This window comes from Paraburkholderia sp. 40 (genome assembly GCF_050434105.1).
In the GTDB taxonomy this organism is placed as follows: Bacteria; Pseudomonadota; Gammaproteobacteria; order Burkholderiales; family Burkholderiaceae; genus Paraburkholderia; species Paraburkholderia tuberum.
Genome location: NZ_JBNPVY010000004.1, coordinates 798,460 through 819,883 on the forward strand (window position 1 = coordinate 798,460; position 21,424 = coordinate 819,883).

A 21,424-nucleotide genomic window follows, 5' to 3' on the forward strand; every position below is an offset into this window, starting at 1 on the left:
CCGTGCAACGTGTCGATATTTCAACCGGCCTGATCAAGCAGTGTGCTCGCATAGATTTTTGCTGGCGTGCGACATCACGCGGGTCCATAAACTGGCGCGGGCTATGGTGCCATCTGCTCTCGATCACTCTTAGAATGGAGTTCATGACATGACGGGCTGCATTTTAGCTTGCAACCGCAAACTCCCGTGTCCGCAAGCGTATGAGCGATAACCGCGTTGGAGGCTCCCGGCCTTCACGCGGGTTGGTCGATCCGCGGAGTTGGAGCTGGCAGACACGTGCAGCCAAATCGGGAGAAGGACGTTGTTACTGGTCGAGGGGGCGGACGCCTACGATTCTCGATTACACCCACAGTTGCATCACGAGTTTCGATCATCTGCGACTGATCGATCGAATTGTCGGCCGCGAGTGCCCGTGAGATTTCTTCTCGCTGCTTACACGAATGAGCCACCACAGCCACAATTACCTTATTTTGCGGAAAACTCCCCTCGACAAATGCGCGTGCCTCGCCAACCGGGTTTGCGCTGTGAATAGCGAAGTGAATGGTGGTTGGAATGAATTGACCACCCACGTCGAGGTCCAGTTCGATTAGCCGCTTTACGATGGGCATGGCAGTGTCGGTGCCACCCAGGTCATGGTCGAACGGAATCTCGTCGGGACAGCCATCGGCTTCCGCCCCTGATGCTGACATTGAGTCGCGGACGTCTACCCATGCCGGCGAGCCTGGATCCCGAAGATCATCGACGAACAGGCGATATGGCATAACGGGTTCAAGTTTTCTCGAAGGGGAAGTAAAGCATGCTCCGAACGCGTCGTTTGCACGTCATGCACGGCGCAGCGTGAACCCGCCCCCGGAATCTTCGCTGAGTGAAAGTGTGTCGCCAGTTTTCCATCCGAGCCGATCCAGCAGATCCAGCGGTAACAGGAGGACAGCATTCCTGTTTTCGCCTTCTGCTTCCTCAAGGGTGGTGAGAATCGCCTCTCCGGTCGGGACACCGGACTCCGGGAGATAAGACTGCAATATCTCTGTCAGCGTGGTCTCATTCTCCGGCAGCGTCAGCCAACTTGCGCACAGGCGATCCGAATACCGGGCCCATGCAAGCATGAGAACGTCGTCTGGCGCCGTGCGGCCGATGCGCCTGAGACAGTTCCTCATCCGTACAAGATCATCTGGAAACTCCGTGGCGATCTTCGCAAGTTCGCTCGCAATCAACATAAAATTCCTCCTCGCGGTCGCCCGGCAGCGTTGCCTCGCTGCGCGCCTGCGGTGTCTTTGGTCGGCGAGCCGCTTCGTGCGCTCTCCGCTTGTTGCTCTTCACGCGCCTTAGGTGCCTTGATTTACTCCGCCTCGGCAATCGCGTCACGGGCGCGATCGAGCGCATGCTTCGGGGGACCAGGCGCGCCTCATTGTCGCTGATTCGCGTGGGACGGCCGAACATTATGTTGCGGACATTCGCAAATCGGCGTCGAAGAATGGCACATCTCACCGCCGTCGAATGAGTCTTGACGCCCCGTTCCGGTCAACCGCTGTCCGCCAGCGAACGTCCGCTACCGACGCCAACTGCAGCCACTCGACTCGCTGAGCGAGAACGTCGACAATTGGATGTGCGAGAGCTGCTGCGTCGTGGCTCGTCCTAACCCACGTCGCCTGGAAGAAGATGACGACTAGTACGAGTATCCGAACCGCGTCCGTCACGCTCGCGGAGGTACTGCTCCTTCGCGAGCGGGTTCTTCACGCCGACTCACCAGCGGGACGCAGCGAGCTTCGCTCCGACAGGAAGGCAGACACGCTTCATCTCGGTGCTTTTCTTGGTAATGAACTCATAGGGGTGAGCACCATCGCACGGGCAAACCCCGTGCCCGAGCTGACATGGAGACTTTGCGAGATGGCGATCAGAGCCGGCTGGCGTGGCCACGGCATTGGCACTGCCCTCGCCGAAAAGTGCATCGATCATGCGAAGCTTGCGGCTGGACGCATGGTGTGGTGTAGCGCTCGCGAGAGCGCGTTTGGTTTCTACCGGAGCATAGGCTTCGAGCGTGTGGGCGAATTGTTTAGCCGGGCCGATACAATCGACGAACGATACGGTCGAAGGGTGCCTTACCTACCCAACTAGTCGAACAGCTGACGGCGGATCGCGTGGCCTAGATGCGGCGCGACCCTCGACGCAGGCGATAAAAATGTCCTGCACGCCGCGCGTCTTCAGCTCAGTGACCACCTGCAACCAGAACTTGGCACCCTCGGTCTGGGCAATCCACAGTCCCAGAACCTCCTTGTGACCGGTCATGTTCACGCCGATGGCCAGGTACACTGCCTTGGTGCGCACCGCGCCGCTGTCGCGCACCTTGACGTGGATGCAGTCGAGATAGACGATCGGGTAAAGCGCATCGAGCGCACGGCCTTGCCAGACCTTCACCTCCTCGCTGACGGCGTCGGTGACCGCCGAGATGAGCGTGGGCGAGACCTCCGTGCCGTACATTTCTTCCAGGTGCCCCTGGATCTCGCGCACGCTCAGGCCACGCGCATACAGCGAAATGATCTTGTCGTCGAAGCCCGTCCAGCGCGTCTGATGGCGCTCCACCAGCTTCGGCTCGAACGCCCCCTGACGGTCGCGCGGGATGTTGAGCGGCAACTCGCCAAATTCCCCCTGCAGCGTCTTGGCGCTATGCCCATTCCGGGTGTTGCCAGTGGCATTAGTCACCGCTTCGCTCTTGCCATGGCCCAGGTGCTCGGACATCTCCGTCTCAAGCGCTCGCTCCACCAGCATCTTCGTGAGCTGCTTGAGCAACCCGTTTCCATGGGCGGCAAGGACGGCGCTTTGCATCAGGCCACGATGATTTTTGCACATCTGATGCATTTCAGGTATTGCGAAGTCGGTGTATCGGAAGTGACAGGCCTTGCCGCTTTGGACAGGGGGAAGCCAGCTGTTCTCCGACTGATTGCATCTGACTACCGGCGTCTATCAGTACCAAAAGCTCCCCCGATCTGCCGCGCCCGTTTCACTTCATCACTGTGCAGATAGATCGACGTCGTCGAGACGGATGCGTGCCGCAGGTTGTCCCGCACCGTCGTCAGTTCGGCGCCGCGGCTGAGCGCGTGAGTGGCGTGCGTGTGGCGCATCCAGTGGGTGCTGGCATCGCGCAGCTTCGTCGCCAGCGGCGGATGGTCGGCCTCGATCTGCTCTGCCGTGAGCACAAAAAAGCGCTTGAGCACGCCCCACAGCCGCACGCTGCTGATCGCCGCGGCGCTGTCCGTTTCGAGACTACCGATCACCGGCGTCTGCGGACGCCATTGCGCCGGCAGAACCGGCAGGCCGCGTTCGGCCAGATAGCGCGCTAGCGCGTCCCAGGCGAGCGGTGGTAGTGCGACCATCGCAATCTTCTTGCCCTTGCCGGTCACGCGCAACCAGTGATCGCCGCTGGCATCGGTCCTGACGTCCCGGAGCGTCGCGCCGACCAGTTCGCTCGCGCGCAGTCCGGTCGCGTAGCCGAAATCGAGCAAAAAGCGCAGCCGCTGCGCGGCCGCCTTGCTCCAGCCGGTTGAAGGTGTGCCGGACGCAGTCCGATCCGGATACTCGAGTCCGTCGGCGATCGTGCGCACGAGCGCCCATTCGCCTTCGGTGAAAGCATGTGATGCATCGAGCGTCGCTGCGCCATTGCCGCCACGCACCTTCACACCTGAGAACGGATTGGCGAGCACGTAGCGCTGCCCGATCAGCCAGCGGAACAGCGCGCCGACGATCGACAGCGCGTGCGCAACCGAGCGGTCCGAGAGATTGCCGTTGAACGGCCGCCAGTCAGGCGACGTACGCGGCCGTACCGGACCCACCCAGCGTGCACGCGGCGAGGGATGCCGCAGAAACGCCCGGTACGCGATTGCGTCGTCGGTCGTCAGCGATGACAGCGCGCGGCCCCGCTCGACGATCGCCCACAGGATCAGGCGCTCGGCCTCCTTGCGGTAGGTGCGCCGCGTGGCGGGCGACTCCTGCAGCGCGAGCCAGGTCTGCACGGCCTCATAGTCATTGGACGCGTCCAGCGTACAGGTCGCGACGGGCGCGCGGAACGTACCGCGGGTGCCATCGACCTCGTGAGGCAGCCGCAGGGTTTCCCACGGCACGATGTCACCACGCTGGCTTGCCACCACCAGCGCGCGGGCCTTGTCGGTGAGGGCGGGGCATGCGGCGAAGAACTGCTCGATCGCGCGCGCACTCGCCGCGCCGAGACCGGGGACCGCTTTCCACCATTGGCGTCGTCGCGGAATCCGCACGGTCAGGTCGGCCAGCGTCGTGATGCCGTGGGCGCGCAGCACGCGCACGGCGCGACGGGATAGCCATTGCGCGATGTCGTCGGCGATCTGCGGCTCGGGTGGCACAGCGGTGCGCAGGAGTTCGATCACGTGCGCGACGGTTTTTGCATGCTGTTCGCGCTGGTCGGCCGGATGATCGAGCAGGGCGGCGAGATCGGCGCGGTGAAGCGCCTGTGCGGCGGCCAGCAGCGTGCGACGGATTCGCCCAACTACACCGCGCGCGGATCGGCCGTCACCGACGGCCGCGGGCAGGTAGCGCGCCACCGCCTGCCGCGCCGGCAGGCCGGCATACCAGGCGCGCAGCACGGCGAGTTCGTCGGCGTTGGGCAGGCGCGCGGGAGCAGGGGCGGGAAGTGACGGTATGGGGGTGTGGCGCGTTTTCATGAGCACGAGTTTAACCCACGAATCGATACCTTATGATAAGCAAACTTATCTTAATGGCACGGTTGATCCGAATATTCCAGCCGCTGCTATCTGTCCCGTGTCCTGTCCACACCGGGTCACTACAACATTGACTTGCGTCAGACTCCGCCGCTGTCGTAATCGAACGCTCGATACATGCTATGTCGAATTCGATCGCCGGTGATCAGTCGGGGTTCGGTCCTTCCGCCTTGTTCTCAAGAACGGCTCCGGTGTGCGCGTCGACACCGACTTCCTGCGTGCCCCGTTTCGACGCAAGATCGAAGGAGTAGCGCAACCCGCTGCCTCCCGCTTCCTTCTCCAACTCTTCATCGGTGATTTTTCCGGGTTGTGCTTTTAAGGCGGTAGCGCGCGCCTGTTCGATGCTGATGTTCGCGTCTTTCGCGTATTCTTGACCGGTAAATGCATAGGCGGGAAAGCTCGTCGCAAGCACGCCGACTGCGACCAGGACAATACCGAGTTCCTTCTTCATTTCGTACTCCAGTGTTGATTGATTCAGAATCGATGATGGCACTGCAGGATTAAGCCACGCTGAACCGCATGGATTTCGAAAGCCCGCAGCGCGGGCTGCATTTTCCGTTTGCTAAGGTTCCCCTAAGTTAGCGCTCTCCTAGAATCGGAATTGTAGCAACCGGTTCATAGCCAATTTTTATTTCCAGCAAACCAGGAACTGTCATGAAATCTGTTCTCCTTACCTTTGCCACGGCCATTATGCTGGGCGTCCCGGTCGTTGCTTTTGCCCAACAGGCCAGTGTTCCGCTCACGCGCGCACAAGTCCGCGCTGAACTGATCCAGATCGGGAATGCTGGGTACTATCCCGCAAAACGTGATACATCGACTTACCCGTCGGACATACAGGCGGCAGAGGCTCGCATTGCCAGCAAAAATGTCGCAGGCGCCGGGTCAGATTCCGGCATGGGAAGCGCAACCAGTGATGCTTCGCAATCCGGCAGACGCATCGCTCCGGCATCTGATTCGACGCATCTTTTCGCGCATCACTGAACAGGCGCGGGTCGGGTACGTCCGCGTCGAGTAACGGCAGCGCACTGAGAGTAAGCCGGATCGAACCGAATGCCTTTATTGAGGATTCGACGAGAAGATCCAAAGGCGCTCCCATCCGTGAAATGACGGCAGATAGGCCGCGCCAATTTGGGCTTTGTCGCGGTAAGGCTCAAAGAGCGGGCGGAATCGATATGCGAAGTACTGCTTATCTTGCGAGCTCGTAGAATTGATCCGGGGCGGACGGGTGGGTTCCGCGAGCCCATTCCATCTGTCCTTTGGCGATCGTCTGCATAATCTCAATGCCGGCCAGAACAAGCCGGGCACAGCGAAAGGTCTTGAACCCTAGGGAAACGCTGATTTATTCAGCTCGATACATCGGTCATCGCTGGCGTAGCTGAGGACGTTATAGAAGGCAGCTCACGGAACAGACTCACGATGATGAAGAGGCAGATTGGCTTCGCGGAAGCGGAAATTGCAGGCAAGAAGCGAGTGACGAGGCGCCAACGCTTCTTGGCCGAGATGGAGAAGATAGTTCCGTGGCAGCGCTTGCTGTCGGCAATCGAGCCGCACTGTCCGAAGGGCACGCGAGGCCGCCCGCCGATTGGCCTGGAGCGAATGCTGCGAATCTACTTCTTGCAACAGTGGTACGGGCTATCGGATGAAGGACTGGAAGACGCCCTGTATGACAGCATCGCGCTGCGAGCCTTCGCCGGCATTGATCTGGCGGTCGAGAACGTGCCTGATGCAACCAAGCTTTTGAAGTTCCGGCGCCTGCTGATCGAACACAAACTGACACGGAAGTTGTTCGACGAGATTGGCATCTCGCTGTGCGAGCGTGGGCTGATGATGAAAGAAGGCACGCTGGTTGATGCGACGATAATCGAAGCGCCGCCGTCGACCAAGAACGCCGGGAAGAGTCGTGACCCGGAAATGCATCAAACCAAGAAGGGCAACGAATGGCACTTTGGGATGAAAGCCCACATTGGCGTCGATGCCGATTCGGGTCTGATCCACAGTGTGGTTGCCACGGCGGCCAACGTATCGGATGTATCGCAAGCGCATGCCCTGCTGCACGGACATGAGGAGCAAGCGTTCGCCGATGCGGGCTACATTGGCGTAGAGAAGCGCGAGGAAATGACGGGCAAGACCGTGAAGTGGAACGTCGCTGCCAAGCGGGGAAGGATCAAGGCGATGCAGGAGGGAGCGCTGAAGGACTTGGTGATTGCGGTCGAGCGAACCAAGGCGCAGATCCGGTCGCGGGTTGAGCATCCGTTCCATATCGTCAAGAATCTGTTTCACCATCGCAAGACGCGATACAAGGGCTTGGCTAAGAACACCGCACAACTGTTCAGCCTGTTCGCTTTGGCAAATCTGGTGGTTGCGCGAAATCTCTTGCGATCGGTCCATGGGAGCAATCCGTCATGCGTATGAGAAACGCGAGCAGGAAGGCTCGTTTGCGCGTCCAATTCACCGAATTGAGTGTCAATCCGCTTCGTCATTTGAAAATTTCGACGCCATCTCGCCTGCAACTTGGGCAGTTGGTCCATTGATCAGCGTTTCCCTAGCATGGGCCGCGTTCGTCGCGTGATCGCCCGATGGTCCTGCTCGACCAGGTTATTGAGATATTTGGACTGGCGGATCTTGATGGGCGCTCCACGATCGGCATTGATCGCTTCGAGCGCGGCGAGATTGGCGCCGCTTTTGTCGATGGTTACCGTTTTGGGTACACCGCTCCGGGCGATCGATCGCTCAAAGTAACGCCGGGCCGCAGTCTTGTCCCGATGGGCGCGTAGCAGAAAGTCAATGGTGTTGCCGTCCATGTCGCGACGGCCCGGTAAAGATACCGCCATTCCCCCTTGACGCGGAGGTACGTCTCGTCCGTCCGCCAGCTCGTACCCACCGGCCGCTTGCGGCGGCGAAACGCTTTCTTCAGCACCGGCAACAGCTTGATGGCCCAGCGGTGCCAGTCGAATGGTCGACCGAAACGCCGCGCTCAGCCATCATGTCTTCAAGGTGCCGAAGGCTCAGCGGATAGGCCACGTACCAGCGCACGCAAGTCAGAATCACGTCGAGCGGATAATGCAGTCGTTTCAGCACTCGGGCCCCCGCCGGATTCAACGTGTTCATCGAGCTTTCTGTCGTTCGTGTCGTTCCGCCCATCATAGCGGACCGCCTTAATGCAAAAGAACCGCATTTTGAGCCATTCGAGAACGGTCATGCCGGAGGGTCACGCTGACAGCGGATAACCTGTCATCGACGGCCGCGCGATCTGAGGCGGAAACACGCACCAGCATCCGTCAGCATGTCGAAAGAAGAATATTGCGCGCGTTCCGGTCAGAGTCGATGCCTCGATGTGCGCATAGCGCATCTTGTCTGCGCGCATGCGACCAAACTGGACTACGCGGATCCGCACCGTCGGGGTGGGCGCAAGCCATTTTTCTACCAGGTGGCGCAGAGACTTCTCGGCGGTGTTCATGGCCTTCTCCTTCAACCGCTCCCCTGCTTGCGCTGGTCGACAGATCGATTGCGACTATTTTTGCGCGTTGCGACGGCGGTGATTACAGAATAGGAGCGGCAAGCAATGAATGAAAATTAATGTTTTCATCGATAACGATAAACGAAGACTTATGAATAGGCCGCGTGTGATGAGCCTCTGGAGTTTGGGTTCCTGCGCACGATACCGGATCGGCGTGGCCTCAGATACCTGCTGCGCAGCCAGAGGGGCGCAAGTCTATGGCCCGTCAAGCCGCCGGGACGCGTCTTATGTGTCACCACCAAGCTGCAGTCAGGCTAGCTTTAGGCAATAGCGAAGACAACGATGTGTGATATACTAAATACAGAATATTGCCGTTTGCGGCGATGCAACATATGATTCAGTCGTCTCGTGACTCAATCATTCGGAGCTACAAATGGATTTTGTTTTTCTGGCGCTGTTTGCCGTCGCCGTCGTAGGGTTAGGCTCTGCCGCTACCGTCCTGCTGAGCTGGTGGATTCCGCAGCCGGTCGTGGAACGCGCAGCACAACATGGCCGTTTCGCCGGGTTGGGCGCAGTGGACGGGGAGTTCAGTTCGACCGCGACAGCGGCAACGTATCGCGCGCATATTCAACAAGAGGCGATCAGTGTCGTCAGAACTTGAAACTGAAGCATTGGTCGCGTCGTTGACGCTGTCACTGCAGCCGATCGGGGCAAGCGCGAGCTTGCGCAATAAGGCCTACGCAATGCTGCGCCAGGCCATTGCCGATACTGACATCTACCAGACGCGCGAAGAAATTCGACTCGACGAGCGCGTGTTGTGCGAATCTCTCGGCGTGAGCCGCACACCAGTGCGCGAAGCGATGACGCAGCTCGAACAGGAAGGGTTTCTGCGCACAGTGCCGCGCCGCGGCATTTACATCGTGCGAAAGAGCAAACGTGAGATCGTCGAGATGATCCAGATGTGGGCCGCGCTCGAAAGCATGGCGGCGCGCCTGGCCACGCTACATGCAACGGACGAGGAAATCGCGCGCCTGCGCCATATGTTCGACAAATTGGGCGACGCCGCGCCTGCCGAGCACATTGCCGAATACTCGGACGCAAACATTGCCTTTCATCAGGCAATCGTCGAGCTATCGAAGTCGCAGATCATCCTCGACACGATCAAGAACATCTTCATTCACGTGCGTGCGATGCGCCGGATGACGATTTCGCGGAGCGATCGGGCAGCGCGTTCGATCGCCGATCATCGTCGAATCATCGAGGCGCTCGAGCGGCGCGATACCGAACTGGTCGAGCGGCTCGTGCGCCAGCATTCGCTCGATCTTGCAGCGTTCGTCGAAGCGAACTGCGACTTTCTGGATTGACGGTGGCTTGTCAAAAACAACAAGGCCAGCGGTGCTGTCACCACTGGCCTTGTTGTTTTGTGTGCCATCGATGAAGTTCGTGGGTTTCGCCGGTTCGCCGCCAATGCCGATGCAGGTCGTCTGACCCCGGCTCGCTACGATGGTTTGCGCGACGGTAGCGCCCCCATCCTTGTTGTCCCTCGCTCCGGCTCTCACCCGCGCCCCCGCGACGCGACCGCCAATTGCTCCGTGCCGGCCAGCACCGCAGCCAGTGCGATAGCCAGTAGAAAACCCCTTCCTGCCCACACGGTATTCCCCCACCCTTGCGGCATGTGCGCTCCTTCGTCCTTGCTGCGATGTGTCGTCGTTCAGGCGAGGCTCGCGGCGTCCGCCAACGCGGCCGCCGGCACGGCCATCTGTGTGCGATGCTCCCGACCGCAGCGCTTGCCGGGCTGCTCGCGGCGGGCGTCGGTGCTGGAAGCGACGTTATCGCGGCGGCAATCGCGGGCGCGGTGCTGGGCGCCTGGCGCGTGCGGCGGCGCGAACTGACACGCAGGCCGTACCTCATGGCGTCGCTCGGCATCGGTATGGGCCTCCCCGCCATTTCCGGCGGTTTCGCGCGGTACCTGTCGGCGACTGCATATGCAAAGGCGGCTGTGGAGCGTGTCGAGTTGTGCGCCGTGGTCTTAATCGGCGCGCTGATCTTCACCGCATCGACGATCGCGTTCTGCAAACTGCGCGGTGCGATAGCCGGGGCGCGCGGGAGCGCGCCCCGGCTATACCGTCGTCAACCTCACGGCGCTCGTGCTGTGTGTATGTCTTGGCTACGGCTTCCTAACGGAACCGACGCAGACCTTCGGGCTCGCCGCGTTGCTCGCGATGAGCGGACTGGCTGCCGCACTGGGCGCGCATCTGATGAGGGCAGCCGCCGCCGAAGTGCCTCTTCACGCGCTCGCCGCACACACGGCCACCGGTCTCATGCGCGCTGCGGCCTCGTGCAGCGACCGGGCTGGCTCGGGCGCTTCGAATGGCGCGACGATCAAATGCACCCGCTGCTGGCGGCGAATTCGCGCAACCATGGGCACTGCGCGACGACACTCAGCACGTTGTACGCACGAGCGCGTATCGCAGCGGAGTCGAATGGCGCTATCGCAGCCGCCAAAGATACTGTGCGCACCGGAACGAGACACAACCGAAGCGTGATTCACGGCCCCCGGCTCCCGTGCAGACGAGTGAGAAAACATAGAGCTGGTGACGAACTTGCAATAAATGAAGTTTTACAGGCGATCCAAAGCCTATTGCTTACTCTTGCTGAGCGCCTTCACGCGTGTGATGTTCTCGATCAGATCCGCACCTTCTTCCATCAGGAAGCGCTTAAAGGCGACCGCAACGGGCGGCAGACGCTTGTTCTTCCGGTGCACGACGTACCAGTTGAACATCACCGGAAAGCCCTGGGCGTCGAGCACGACGAGGTTGCCCACTTGCAATTCGAGGCTGATCGTATGCGCGGACAGGAACGCGATGCCCATGCCGGCAATCACAGCCTGCTTGATCGTCTCAGTGCTCTTGATCTCCATCGCGATCTTCAGGTTGGCGATTCGTCCGGCAAAACCTTCTTCCATCGAATTCCACGTATCGGAGCCGTGCTCGCGAACGATGAAGGCTTCCCCCGCCAATTGACTCATCGTGATGTTGCGCTTGTGCGCGAGTGGATGCGAGGGCGCGGCGACGATCACATACGGGTGCGGTGCAAACGGTTCGTTGGTGGTGTCCATCTCATGCGGCGGGCGCACCATCACCGCGAGGTCGGTCTGATTGGTCGCGAGTTGATGCAGCAGTTCCTCGCGATTGTGTACCGCCAGATTAAGGACCACGCCCGGATAGCGGCGCGTGAATTCGGCGAGCAGGCGCGGGAAGAAGTAGTCGCCCGCGCTGATCACGGCGACATTGAGCTTGCCGCCGGAGACGCCTTTCAGCTGCCCCATCGCTTGGTCCACTTCGTGGAACTGCTGGATGATTGCGCGGCTGTAGTGAAGCATCTCATGGCCGGCGGGCGTGAGATAGATCTTCTTGCCGAGCTGCTCGAAGAGCGGCAGCCCCGCATGCTCTTCGAGTAGCCGGACCTGGCTGGAGACAGCCGGCTGGGTCAGATGAAGTTCTTCCGCGGCACGCGAGAAGCTCAGGCGGCGGGCCACCGTCTCGAAGACCTTCAACTGCCGGAGTGTCGCGTTTCTCATCGTCATGGCCGATATATAGGCGAATGTGAATCAATATGGTAACAACCTTTAATTATAGGTAATTCAGCAATGACCCTGGCATGGAGACCGGGCGCCTCGACGATATCAACCATCAGGCCCCGACCAGCGCAAACCGCCCTTCGCACCTGAGGCCAATAGCCGGAGCAGACGAGTGAATAGCGCCCGTTTGGTTGCCTGATGAACGTTTCGTTGCAACAGTTAAAAGTATTTGTCGCCGTCGCGCGTGAGCGAAGCTTTACGCGCGCGGCGCGCGGGTTCAACCTCACGCAGTCTGCGGTGAGCCGGTGCTTGCGCGAACTCGAAGAAGCGATCGAACTGAAACTGTTCGACCGGACGACGCGGCAGGTCGAATTGACGACGGCGGGTGCGAGCCTCGCGTGCCGCATCGGTCGCCTGCTTGATGATATCGATCTGACGTTACGCGAAAATCGGGCCGCGTATGAAGGGCACACCGGCGTGGTGGTCATCGTCAGCAATCCAGTGCTGTCATCGAACTGGGTGCCAGGCGGTCTTGCACGCTGTGCTGAGGCATTTCCTGATCTGATCGTGTCGGTACAGGACCGGCCGCAATGCGCGGTGTTGACCCGCGTCGAACAAGGGGAAGTCGACTTCGGCGTGGTGTCGGACGCGGAGCCTTTGGCGGCCGACCAGTTGCACGCGCAAGCGCTTTTCTTAACCCCCTCTGTGCTGTCTTGTCCGGCGAGCATCCGCTTGCGCGACGCACCACGCTCGCCGCCTGGAGTGCACTGAGCGACGTGCCGCTCATGACGCTCAATTCCGATGCCGGAAGCCACAGCGTCGTCGAACGTGCCTTGAGCACACATTGCGTCCGAGGGCGACCGATACAGGAACTGGGTCACGTCGCCGCTGTACTGCGGATGATCGAACTGGGGCTGGGTGTCGGCGTACTGCCGGTCGACGAGCACTGGCCCGCTCCATCCGAACGTCTCGTGTCGCTCCCGCTGCTCCCGGAGGTGATGCTGACGACGATGCAAGTGCGCCGTCGCAACCGTTCGCTCAAGCCGAACGCGGCAGCAGCGTGGGCTCAATTCGCAGGTGCCGGCGCATCCACTGCCCAGTCGGTAGTTGAACTGTGGGCCAGCGCGAACGGGCAGATGCCGGCCACGTCGCTGAACGCCCCTTAAGCGCCCGCGAGCGCAGGCACACCCGGCTCGTCTTGCACGCACGCCCTCCGCGAATAGCCTTGCGACGAGTCCGACGCGCGACTCACATTCGCAATTTTTCCGTTTGCCGCGAAACCTCCCAGGGTATGCGCGTTCTTCCTGTCGAGAATGGCCTGACTCAGAAATTCCGCGCTGTAGGCATTCAGCAAATGCGAATGGTGAGCCTTGATGTACGCGGCGATGCGCGCCCGTTCGTCGTCGATCGTTGCGAGTGATGCGAAGGTTTGCGCGTCCCAACGGAAACGCAGACCCAGTTCGGAGAAAGCCATGTTGTAGGCACAAAGTTGCGCCTGCACGGTGTGGTCGCGCACGGTTTCGAGTCCGTCAAGGTGTAAGCGGCCCATGATTTTCTCCTTCAGTTGGATGGCTTGGATGAAGGATAGGATCGCGAATCAATATACGATAGTTAAAGTTTTTTGTATAAACGATAACTATTGTCTTATGTATTTCGGCGCCACGAGGCCAGGAATTCATCCGAAGGCGACGCCGAAATTCCAGTACTTATCGTAAACCTCCGTCTGCAGCCCGTTTGTGCAATGCAAACAGTTCGTGCGTGATTCCCTTTCGCCTCAAGCGAATGCGGCCAGCCGCGCTGCAACAATCGGCCCCGTCTCCAAAAATACGCTTGACTAATACTGTATGTGGAATATTGTATATCACGAATCACACAACGCCCCGCCAAGGAGGAGAGACGTCATGGCAGAAGCTGGGAGCACCCTGCAGAGCGCTGCAGAAGAAGCACAGAAACGCGGGACAACCGAAATGACTGACGGATTTCATCTGGTCATCGATGCGCTGAAACTGAACGGCATCGACACGATCTATGGTCTGCCGGGTATTCCCATCACCGATTTGACGCGGCTCGCTCAAGCCGAGGGGATGCGCGTCATCAGCTTTCGACACGAGCAGAACGCGGGCAATGCCGCCGCAATTGCCGGTTTCTTGACGCAGAAGCCCGGAATCTGCTTGACCGTTTCCGCGCCCGGCTTCCTGAACGGGCTCACGGCGCTTGCCAATGCGACGACCAACTGTTTCCCGATGATCCTGATCAGCGGCTCGAGCGAGCGCGAGATCGTCGACCTGCAGCAGGGCGACTACGAAGAGATGGATCAACTGAACGTCGCGAAACCGCACGCCAAGGCGGCCTATCGCGTACTGCACGCCGAGGACATCGGCATCGGGGTTGCGCGTGCGATCCGCGCGGCCGTATCCGGGCGTCCCGGCGGCGTCTACCTGGACCTGCCCGCCAAGCTGCTCGCGCAGACCATCGATGCCGCGAAGGGCCGGAACTCACTCGTACACGTCGTTGACCCGGCGCCACGCCAGCTTCCGGCGCCTGACGCTGTCGAGCGTGCTCTCGATTTGCTGAGGAGCGCCAAGCGTCCGCTGATCATTCTGGGCAAAGGTGCCGCTTATTCGCGAGCCGACGCCGAGATTCGTGCGCTCGTCGAAAAGACCGGCATTCCGTATCTGCCGATGTCCATGGCCAAAGGCCTGCTGCCCGACAACCATGCGCAATCGGCCTCGGCCGCGCGCTCGTTCGTGCTCGCGGAATCGGACGTCGTCATGCTGATCGGCGCTCGCTTGAACTGGCTGCTGTCGCACGGCAAGGGCAAGACGTGGGGCGCGCCGAAGCAATTCATCCAGATCGACATCACGCCGACGGAAATCGACAGCAACGTGCCCATCGCCGCGCCGGTGATCGGCGACATCGGTTCTTGCGTGTCGGCCCTCCTGGCTGGCATCGATTCGAGCTTCCCGAAGCCTGGCGCGGAGTGGATCGACACACTCGCGGAACGCAAGGACAAGAATCTGGCGAAGATGGCCGAGATGCTCGCCAAGAATCCAACGCCAATGAATTTCCACAGCGCGCTGCGCGTGATTCGCGATGTGATCAAGGCGAACCCGGATATCACGCTCGTCAACGAAGGGGCCAACACGTTGGACTATGCCCGCGCCATTGTCGACATGTACAAGCCGCGCAAGCGCCTGGATGTCGGTACGTGGGGGGTTATGGGCATTGGCATGGGTTACGCGGTCGCCGCGGCGGTCGAGACCGGCAAGCAGGTGATCGCGGTTGCGGGCGACAGCGCATTCGGCTTCAGCGGCATGGAGATCGAGACGATCTGCCGTTACGACTTGCCGGTTTGCACGATCGTCTTCAACAACAACGGCGTTTATCGCGGCACCGACGTCAACCACTCCGGAGGCAAGGACGTGGCACCGACGGTTTTCGTCAAGGGTGCGCGCTACGACAGGATGATCGAGGCGTTCGGCGGCATCGGCTATCACGTCACGACGCCAGAGGAGTTGGAGAAGGCGCTGATCGAATCCATCAAGTCGGGAAAGCCGACGCTCATCAACGCCGTCATCGACGAAGCAGCGGGAACGGAGAGCGGCCGCTTGACGAATCTCAACCCCCAAAGTGCGGCGATGAAGAAGTAACGCCATTAATCATCAGGAGAAGCAAAGTGACCAATCCCCTCGACGGAATCAAGATAATCGACTTCACCCACGTACAAGCTGGACCCGCATGCACGCAGATGCTGGCCTGGTTCGGCGCTGACGTGATCAAGGTTGAACGCCCCGGCTCAGGCGACGTGACGCGCAATCAGTTGCGCGATATTCCCGACGCCGACGCGCTGTATTTCACGATGTTGAACAGCAACAAGAAATCGCTGACGCTGGACACCAAGAAGCCCGAAGGCAAGGAAGTGCTCGAAAAGCTGATTCGCGAATCCGATGTGCTGGTGGAGAATTTCGGCCCAGGCGCGCTCGACCGAATGGGCTTCTCCTGGGAGCGCCTCAACGAACTCAACCCGAAGATGATCGTGGCATCGGTGAAGGGTTTCAGCGACGGCCATCATTACGATGACCTGAAAGTCTACGAGAACGTCGCCCAATGCGCAGGCGGTGCGGCTTCCACCACCGGCTTCTGGGATGGCCCGCCGACGATCAGCGCAGCGGCGCTGGGCGACAGCAACACCGGCATGCATCTGGCGATCGGCATTCTGACCGCACTGATCGGCCGCGATAAAAGCGGCAAGGGCCAGAAGGTGGCGGTGTCGATGCAGGACAGCGTGCTGAACCTGTGCCGCGTCAAATTGCGCGACCAGCAGCGTCTCGATCGGGTCGGCTACCTCGAGGAATACCCGCAGTATCCGCACGGCACTTTCAGCGACGTGGTGCCGCGCGGCGGCAATGCCGGCGGCGGCGGCCAGCCAGGTTGGATTCTGAAGTGCAAGGGCTGGGAAATGGATCCAAACGCGTATATCTACTTCACCATCCAGGGCCACGCATGGGAGCCGATCTGCAAGGCGCTGGGCAAGCCCGAGTGGATCGACGATCCGGCCTACAAGACGGCCGAGGCGCGTCAGCCACATATCTTCGATATCTTCGCGACCATTGAGGCGTGGCTCGCCGATAAGACCAAGTTCGAGGCGGTCGACATCCTGCGCAAATTCGATATTCCGTGTGCGCCGGTGTTGACGATGAAGGAACTGGCGAACGATCCGTCGTTGCGCGCGAGCGGCACCATCGTGGAGGTCCAGCACAAGAAGCGCGGCTCCTACCTCACGGTCGGCAGCCCGATCAAGTTCTCCGATCTTCAGCCTGAAATCACCGCGTCGCCGTTGCTCGGCGAGCACACCGACGAGGTGCTGGCGAGCCTTGGATATAGCAAGCAGCAAGTCTTCAATCTGCGCGAAATCAAGGCTGTCTGACGGCGCTGGCAGGCAGAGCTCGGAGTAGCCGGGCTCTCATTGTCGGGGTATGCAGGTGCGGCGCCCTGGATGGACGCCGTAGTGACTGAACAGTAGTCTTTTCGAATCCAGGTAGCCCTATGCAAACAGCCATCGACTTTGAGCAATTGGTAGCAGCAATCGGTGATGCAATCATCATTTCGGACGCTCAGGGGCGCATCACACTGTGGAACCCTGCTGCCGAGCGCATGTTTGGCTTCACGCAAAGCGAGGCCCTGGGGCAGTCATTGGACCTGATTATTCCGGCACGTTTGCGCGGACGTCACTGGGATGGCTATCACAAGACGATGGCAAGTGGGCAAACCCGCTACGGTAACGATGTGCTGCGCGTTCCTGCGGTGGATAAAGAGGGGCGCTCCCTATCGATCGCATTTACGGTTGCGCTGCTGCATTCACCGGAACATGAGTTGACCGGGATCGTTGCGGTGATTCGCGATGAAACCAGTCGTTTCCAGGAGGAGCGCAATCTGCGCAAACGCCTTGCCGAACTGGAAGCCCGCGTTGGAGCGTGAAAGGCGCAGTCATGCCATGTCCGAACGCGCGTTCCGGGACGGTCGAGAACCGCGCTCCGGGCCGCCCGGATCCGGTTGGCCGGCTATCGTGACGATCTACCATGAAGAATCCAATGCACATAGAGGTATTTGGGCAATATCGGCTTGAGCTGTCCGCGATGCAGTTGATCCACAACGGCGGATGGGCTGCTTATTTTGCAATCCGCACGGTCGAAGAAAAGCATCAGGCGCAACCCAACCTCCTGCCCTACCGACAGGTTGTCGACGAGGTCGTCTTTGAAAGCGAAGCGGCGGCCATTGCCGGCGCGCGTCGCATGGCGATGGCGCTGCTCAATCCGGCAACCCGGTAACGCTAGCGGTACCGTTGTGGCCAGGTGGAAATCAGAGGCGTAATGCGCGCGCGATGCTCAGACCAGATACAGATCAATTTAGGGAGACGCAACATGGGCAAGGCATTGGAGGACGTGAGGATTCTCGATTTCACGCATGTGCAATCGGGTCCGACGTGCACGCAGTTGCTGGCGTGGTTCGGCGCCGATGTGATCAAGGTCGAGCGGGCGGGCGCAGGCGATGTCACGCGTGAGCAGCTGCGCGACATCCCGGAGGCGGACAGTCTTTACTTCACGATGCTCAACCACAACAAGCGCTCGGTGACGATCGACACGAAGAACCCGGAAGGCAAGCGGGTTCTCGAAGCGCTGATCCGGAGGTGCGACGTGCTGGTGGAGAATTTTGCGCCGGGCGCGCTCGAGCGGATGGGCTTCAGCTGGGAGCGTATCCAGGAACTGAACCCGCGCATGATCGTGGCGTCGGTCAAGGGCTTCGGTCCCGGGCCGTATGAGGACTGCAAGGTCTACGAGAACGTCGCGCAATGCGTGGGCGGCGCGGCGTCGACCACCGGCTTCGACGACGGCCCGCCGGTCGTGAGCGGCGCGCAGATCGGCGACAGCGGCACCGGGCTGCATCTTGCGCTCGGCATCGTCACGGCGCTCTATCAGCGCAAGACGACGGGGCGAGGTCAATACGTGCTCGCCGCGATGCAGGACGGCGTGCTGAATCTGTGCCGCGTGAAGCTGCGCGACCAGCAGCGGCTCGAACGCACGGGCGTGATGCGGGAGTATCCGCAACATCCGAACGGCACCTTCGGCGAAGCGGTGCCGCGCGCCGGCAACGCTTCCGGCGGTGGTCAGCCGGGCTGGATTCTGAAGTGCAAGGGCTGGGAGGCGGACCCGAACGCGTACATCTACTTCATCGCCCAGGCGCCGGTGTGGGCGAAGGTCTGCAATGTGATCGGCAAGGAGGAATGGGCCACCGATCCCGACTACGCGACGCCTGCCGCGCGGCTGCCGCGCCTGAAGGAGATTTTTGCCGAGATCGAGCGCTGGACCATGACCCGGACGAAGTACGAGGCGATGGAGACGCTCAACAGGTACGACATTCCATGCGGCCCGATCCTGTCGATGAAGGAGATCGCCGAGGAGCCGTCGCTGCGCAAGACCGGCACGATCGTCGAGGTCGATCACCCGGTGCGCGGCAAGTATCTGACGGTCGGCAATCCGATCAAGCTGTCGGACAGTCCCACTGAAGTTACGCGCTCACCGCTGCTTGGCGAGCACACCGACGAGGTGATGGCCGAGCTCGGCTATTCGGCGGACCAGATCGTGCATTTGCGTGCGGTCGGCGCGTTATGACCGCGTAAGCCGTGCCTGACCGCGCGTCTGACGCGCGGGACAAGATGTTGCGGCGCGACCCGCCGGGCCGCGTCAGTGCACCCCAATGAATCGCGCAGGAGACATTCCGATGAAATCGTGGATACGTTTTCGGCTCGCCGATGGCCAGACGGGCTTCGGCGTGCAGGAAAGCCATCGCGTCACCGAATACGAAGGAGATATGTTCGGTGACGCCGTCCCAAGCGGCAACGTGTTGAGCCGGGACGACATTACGCTGCTCAACCCGTGTGTTCCGACTAAGGTCGTCGCGCTGTGGAATAACTTCCATGCGCTGTCGGAGAAACTTGGCAAGGCCGCGCCGTCCCACCCGCTGTTCCTGATCAAGCCGCCGACCTCGGTGATCGGTCCAGGCGAACCCATTCGTCGTCCGAAAGACTACAGTGGCAAGATCGCGTATGAAGGGGAGCTTGCGATCGTAATCGGCAAGCGCTGTCGCAACGTATCGGTGGAAGAGGCAAACGATCACATCTTTGGCTTCACCTGTATCAACGACGTGACGGCGGCCGAATTGCTGAACGAGGATGTCAACTTTGCGCAATGGTGCCGCTCGAAGGGTTTCGATACGTTCAGTTGTATCGGACCCGTGATCCAGCGCGACTTCGATTGGCGTACGGCCAGTGTCGTGACGCGGCTCGACGAGGTGGAGCGGCAGAACTACCCGCTGGCGGACATGATCTTTTCGCCTGCGGAACAGGTGAGCCTGATCTCGCACGATATGACGTTGCTGCCCGGCGACGTGATCGCTTGCGGTACGTCGATTGGTGTCGGCTCGATCAAGGACGGCTCGACGGTCGACGTATCGATCGACGGTATCGGCGTGCTGTCGAACGCGCTGTCAACGGAAATCTGATATGGCGATGACGATTGCAGTACCGCGCGAGATTCGCGCCGGGGAACGTCGCGTCGCGGCGACGCCCGAAACCGTCGGTCAGTTGCTGAAGCTCGGTTTCGCAGTGAGCGTCGAGGTGGGCGGGCCTAAGGGCGGCGTTCGACGACGATGCATATCGCGCGGCTGGCGCGCAAGTCGTCACCGATACCCGTGCCGTGTGGGCCGAGGCCGATATCGTGATCAAGGTGCGCGCGCCGGAGTTTAATCCGGCGCTCGGTGTCGATGAAGGGGCGTTGCTGAAGAAGGGCGCGATATTGATCAGCTTCATCTGGCCCGCGCAGAACCCGGTGCTGCTCGAGCATCTCGCGGCCGGCGGCGCTAGCGTGCTGGCGATGGACTGCGTGCCGCGCATCTCGCGCGCGCAGAAGCTCGATGCGCTCAGCTCGATGGCGAACATGGCCGGTTACCGCGCGGTGATCGAAGCCGCGCAGCACTTCGGGCGCGTATTCACCGGGCAGATCACTGCAGCGGGCAAGATGCCGCCCGCGAAGGTGATGGTGATCGGGGCGGGTGTTGCTGGCCTCGCCGCCATCGGTGCGGCGCGCGGTCTGGGCGCGATCGTGCGCGCATTCGACACGCGCCCCGAGGTCGAGCAGCAGGTCGAAAGCATGGGCGCCGAGTTTCTCAAACTGGACGTTGATGAAGACGGCAGCGGTTCAGGCGGCTACGCGAAGCAAATGAGCGCGAAGTACATCGAAGCGGAAATGGCGCTGTTCGCGGCGCAGGCGAAGGACGTCGACATCATCATCACCACCGCGCTGATTCCTGGCAAGCCCGCGCCCAAGCTGATTACCGCAGCCATGTTGGAGACCATGCGGCCGGGCGGCGTGATCGTCGACATGGCAGCGGAGCAGGGCGGCAATTGCGAACTGACGCAACCCGGCGAGGTGGTAGCCGTCAACGGCGTGACGATCGTCGGCTATACCGACTTGCCGAGCCGGATGGCGATGCAGTCGAGTCAGCTCTACGGCACCAATATCCGTCATCTGCTGGCCGATCTGACACCGCAGAAAGACGGCGTGCCGTGCATCGACATGGGTGACGACGTGATGCGAGGTGCGACGGTCGTGCATCAAGGCGTTGTTAGCTGGCCGCCGCCCCCGCCGAAACAAGCCGCGATCGCGACGCACCGTGCGCCGCCCGCGAAGCCCGTCACGAGCCCGATCGACGCCAACCAGCAAGCCGCCGCCGCGCGCCGTTCGCGCCACACGTCGCTGGTACTGCTGGCGATGGCGGTGTTGGCGCTGCTGGCGCTCGGCGCGGTCGCGCCGCCGGCGTTTGTCGCGCATCTGACTGTATTCGTGCTGGCGGTATTCGTCGGTTATCAGGTGGTCTGGAACGTGACACCGGCCTTGCACACGCCGCTGATGAGCGTGACCAATGCGATCAGCGGGATCATCGTGATCGGAGCGCTGCTGCAACTTGGCACACCGAACCTGCTGGTGACGGTGCTCGGCGGTGTCGCGTTGCTGGTCGCCACGATCAATATCGCCGGTGGGTTTCTCGTGACCCAGCGCATGTTGAAGATGTTCCAGCGCAACTAAGGAC

18 protein-coding genes and 6 pseudogenes are annotated in these 21,424 nt (G+C 60.9%); 14 read left to right on the top strand and 10 right to left on the bottom strand.

Annotated elements, in window-relative coordinates:
* Positions 1 to 233: 233 nt before the first annotated feature.
* On the bottom strand, positions 234 to 761 hold the full coding sequence (locus OKW28_RS25375; RefSeq protein WP_429449854.1) for a cyclic-phosphate processing receiver domain-containing protein: 528 nt from the start codon (positions 759 to 761) through the stop codon (positions 234 to 236).
* Between the two features lie 60 nt (positions 762 to 821).
* On the bottom strand, positions 822 to 1,214 hold the full coding sequence (locus tag OKW28_RS25380; RefSeq protein ID WP_429449856.1) for a hypothetical protein: 393 nt from the start codon (positions 1,212 to 1,214) through the stop codon (positions 822 to 824).
* Positions 1,215 to 1,656: 442 nt separating this feature from the next.
* On the opposite strand from OKW28_RS25380, the gene OKW28_RS25385 reads away from it, so the two are divergent.
* Positions 1,657 to 2,112 carry a GNAT family N-acetyltransferase gene (locus tag OKW28_RS25385; RefSeq protein ID WP_429449858.1) on the top strand — a complete coding sequence of 152 codons (456 nt, stop codon included), beginning with the start codon at positions 1,657 to 1,659 and terminating at the stop codon, positions 2,110 to 2,112.
* 42 nt (positions 2,113 to 2,154) lie between these two features.
* Here the strand turns inward: OKW28_RS25385 and OKW28_RS25390 are convergent.
* The 3 genes and pseudogenes from OKW28_RS25390 to OKW28_RS25400 form a co-directional block, all read right to left on the bottom strand.
* A pseudogene (locus OKW28_RS25390) lies at positions 2,155 to 2,844 on the bottom strand (IS256 family transposase); the annotation flags it as partial.
* A 101-nt stretch (positions 2,845 to 2,945) separates the two neighbouring features.
* Positions 2,946 to 4,685 carry a phage integrase family protein gene (locus tag OKW28_RS25395; protein ID WP_429449860.1) on the bottom strand — a complete coding sequence of 580 codons (1,740 nt, stop codon included), beginning with the start codon at positions 4,683 to 4,685 and terminating at the stop codon, positions 2,946 to 2,948.
* A 202-nt stretch (positions 4,686 to 4,887) separates the two neighbouring features.
* Complete coding sequence (locus tag OKW28_RS25400; protein WP_429449862.1) at positions 4,888 to 5,193, bottom strand: PepSY domain-containing protein; 306 nt, start codon at positions 5,191 to 5,193, stop codon at positions 4,888 to 4,890.
* 203 nt (positions 5,194 to 5,396) lie between these two features.
* On the opposite strand from OKW28_RS25400, the gene OKW28_RS25405 reads away from it, so the two are divergent.
* Entirely contained in the window at positions 5,397 to 5,723 is a 327-nt protein-coding gene (locus OKW28_RS25405) for a DUF4148 domain-containing protein (protein WP_429449863.1), read from the top strand.
* 205 nt (positions 5,724 to 5,928) lie between these two features.
* Here the strand turns inward: OKW28_RS25405 and OKW28_RS25410 are convergent.
* A pseudogene (locus tag OKW28_RS25410) lies at positions 5,929 to 6,069 on the bottom strand (IS6 family transposase); the annotation flags it as partial.
* A 92-nt stretch (positions 6,070 to 6,161) separates the two neighbouring features.
* On the opposite strand from OKW28_RS25410, the gene OKW28_RS25415 reads away from it, so the two are divergent.
* Positions 6,162 to 7,154, top strand: coding sequence for an IS5 family transposase (locus OKW28_RS25415; protein ID WP_429454448.1), 993 nt, complete (start codon positions 6,162 to 6,164; stop codon positions 7,152 to 7,154).
* Positions 7,155 to 7,282: 128 nt separating this feature from the next.
* On the opposite strand, the pseudogene OKW28_RS25420 reads toward OKW28_RS25415, so the two are convergent.
* Together OKW28_RS25420 and OKW28_RS25425 are read right to left on the bottom strand one after the other, a co-directional pair.
* Positions 7,283 to 7,850: pseudogene (locus tag OKW28_RS25420) on the bottom strand (IS6 family transposase); the annotation flags it as partial.
* Between the two features lie 100 nt (positions 7,851 to 7,950).
* A complete protein-coding gene (locus OKW28_RS25425; protein ID WP_184056016.1) occupies positions 7,951 to 8,199 on the bottom strand; it encodes a hypothetical protein in 249 nt (82 codons plus the stop codon).
* Between the two features lie 433 nt (positions 8,200 to 8,632).
* Here OKW28_RS25425 and OKW28_RS25430 point away from each other — a divergent pair, with 433 nt between their 5' ends.
* The 3 genes and pseudogenes from OKW28_RS25430 to OKW28_RS25440 form a co-directional block, all read left to right on the top strand.
* Complete coding sequence (locus tag OKW28_RS25430; RefSeq protein WP_429449865.1) at positions 8,633 to 8,860, top strand: hypothetical protein; 228 nt, start codon at positions 8,633 to 8,635, stop codon at positions 8,858 to 8,860.
* Positions 8,844 to 9,563: a GntR family transcriptional regulator gene (locus OKW28_RS25435; RefSeq protein ID WP_429449867.1), complete on the top strand. Its 720-nt coding sequence runs from the start codon at positions 8,844 to 8,846 to the stop codon at positions 9,561 to 9,563. Before OKW28_RS25430 ends, OKW28_RS25435 begins: the two co-directional genes overlap by 17 nt.
* A gap of 404 nt (positions 9,564 to 9,967) precedes the next feature.
* A pseudogene (locus OKW28_RS25440) lies at positions 9,968 to 10,243 on the top strand (NAD(P)(+) transhydrogenase (Re/Si-specific) subunit beta); the annotation flags it as partial.
* 594 nt (positions 10,244 to 10,837) lie between these two features.
* Here OKW28_RS25440 and OKW28_RS25445 read toward each other — a convergent pair.
* Positions 10,838 to 11,785, bottom strand: a complete 948-nt coding sequence (locus OKW28_RS25445; protein WP_429449869.1) for a LysR family transcriptional regulator — start codon at positions 11,783 to 11,785, stop codon at positions 10,838 to 10,840.
* 192 nt (positions 11,786 to 11,977) lie between these two features.
* Here OKW28_RS25445 and OKW28_RS25450 point away from each other — a divergent pair.
* Positions 11,978 to 12,945: pseudogene (locus OKW28_RS25450) on the top strand (LysR family transcriptional regulator).
* Here OKW28_RS25450 and OKW28_RS25455 read toward each other — a convergent pair.
* The gene (locus tag OKW28_RS25455; protein ID WP_429449870.1) at positions 12,942 to 13,328 is read right to left on the bottom strand and encodes a hypothetical protein; all 387 of its coding nucleotides are present in this window, start codon (positions 13,326 to 13,328) and stop codon (positions 12,942 to 12,944) included. The pseudogene OKW28_RS25450 and the gene OKW28_RS25455 sit on opposite strands and share 4 nt — an antisense overlap.
* 352 nt (positions 13,329 to 13,680) lie before the next feature.
* Here OKW28_RS25455 and oxc point away from each other — a divergent pair, with 352 nt between their 5' ends.
* From oxc to OKW28_RS25490, 7 genes and pseudogenes are all read left to right on the top strand, one after another.
* Positions 13,681 to 15,429: an oxalyl-CoA decarboxylase gene (gene oxc, locus OKW28_RS25460; protein WP_429449872.1), complete on the top strand. Its 1,749-nt coding sequence runs from the start codon at positions 13,681 to 13,683 to the stop codon at positions 15,427 to 15,429.
* Between the two features lie 26 nt (positions 15,430 to 15,455).
* Positions 15,456 to 16,706 (top strand): formyl-CoA transferase, encoded by a 1,251-nt coding sequence (gene frc / locus OKW28_RS25465; RefSeq protein ID WP_429449873.1) that lies wholly within the window; start codon positions 15,456 to 15,458, stop codon positions 16,704 to 16,706.
* A 119-nt stretch (positions 16,707 to 16,825) separates the two neighbouring features.
* A complete protein-coding gene (locus OKW28_RS25470) occupies positions 16,826 to 17,257 on the top strand; it encodes a PAS domain S-box protein (RefSeq protein ID WP_429449875.1) in 432 nt (143 codons plus the stop codon).
* 101 nt (positions 17,258 to 17,358) lie between these two features.
* Positions 17,359 to 17,607, top strand: coding sequence for a hypothetical protein (locus OKW28_RS25475; RefSeq protein WP_429449876.1), 249 nt, complete (start codon positions 17,359 to 17,361; stop codon positions 17,605 to 17,607).
* 93 nt (positions 17,608 to 17,700) lie between these two features.
* Entirely contained in the window at positions 17,701 to 18,948 is a 1,248-nt protein-coding gene (gene frc / locus OKW28_RS25480; RefSeq protein ID WP_429449878.1) for a formyl-CoA transferase, read from the top strand.
* A 109-nt stretch (positions 18,949 to 19,057) separates the two neighbouring features.
* Complete coding sequence (locus OKW28_RS25485; protein ID WP_429449880.1) at positions 19,058 to 19,837, top strand: fumarylacetoacetate hydrolase family protein; 780 nt, start codon at positions 19,058 to 19,060, stop codon at positions 19,835 to 19,837.
* Between the two features lies 1 nt (position 19,838).
* A pseudogene (locus OKW28_RS25490) lies at positions 19,839 to 21,420 on the top strand (Re/Si-specific NAD(P)(+) transhydrogenase subunit alpha).
* Positions 21,421 to 21,424: the final 4 nt, after the last annotated feature.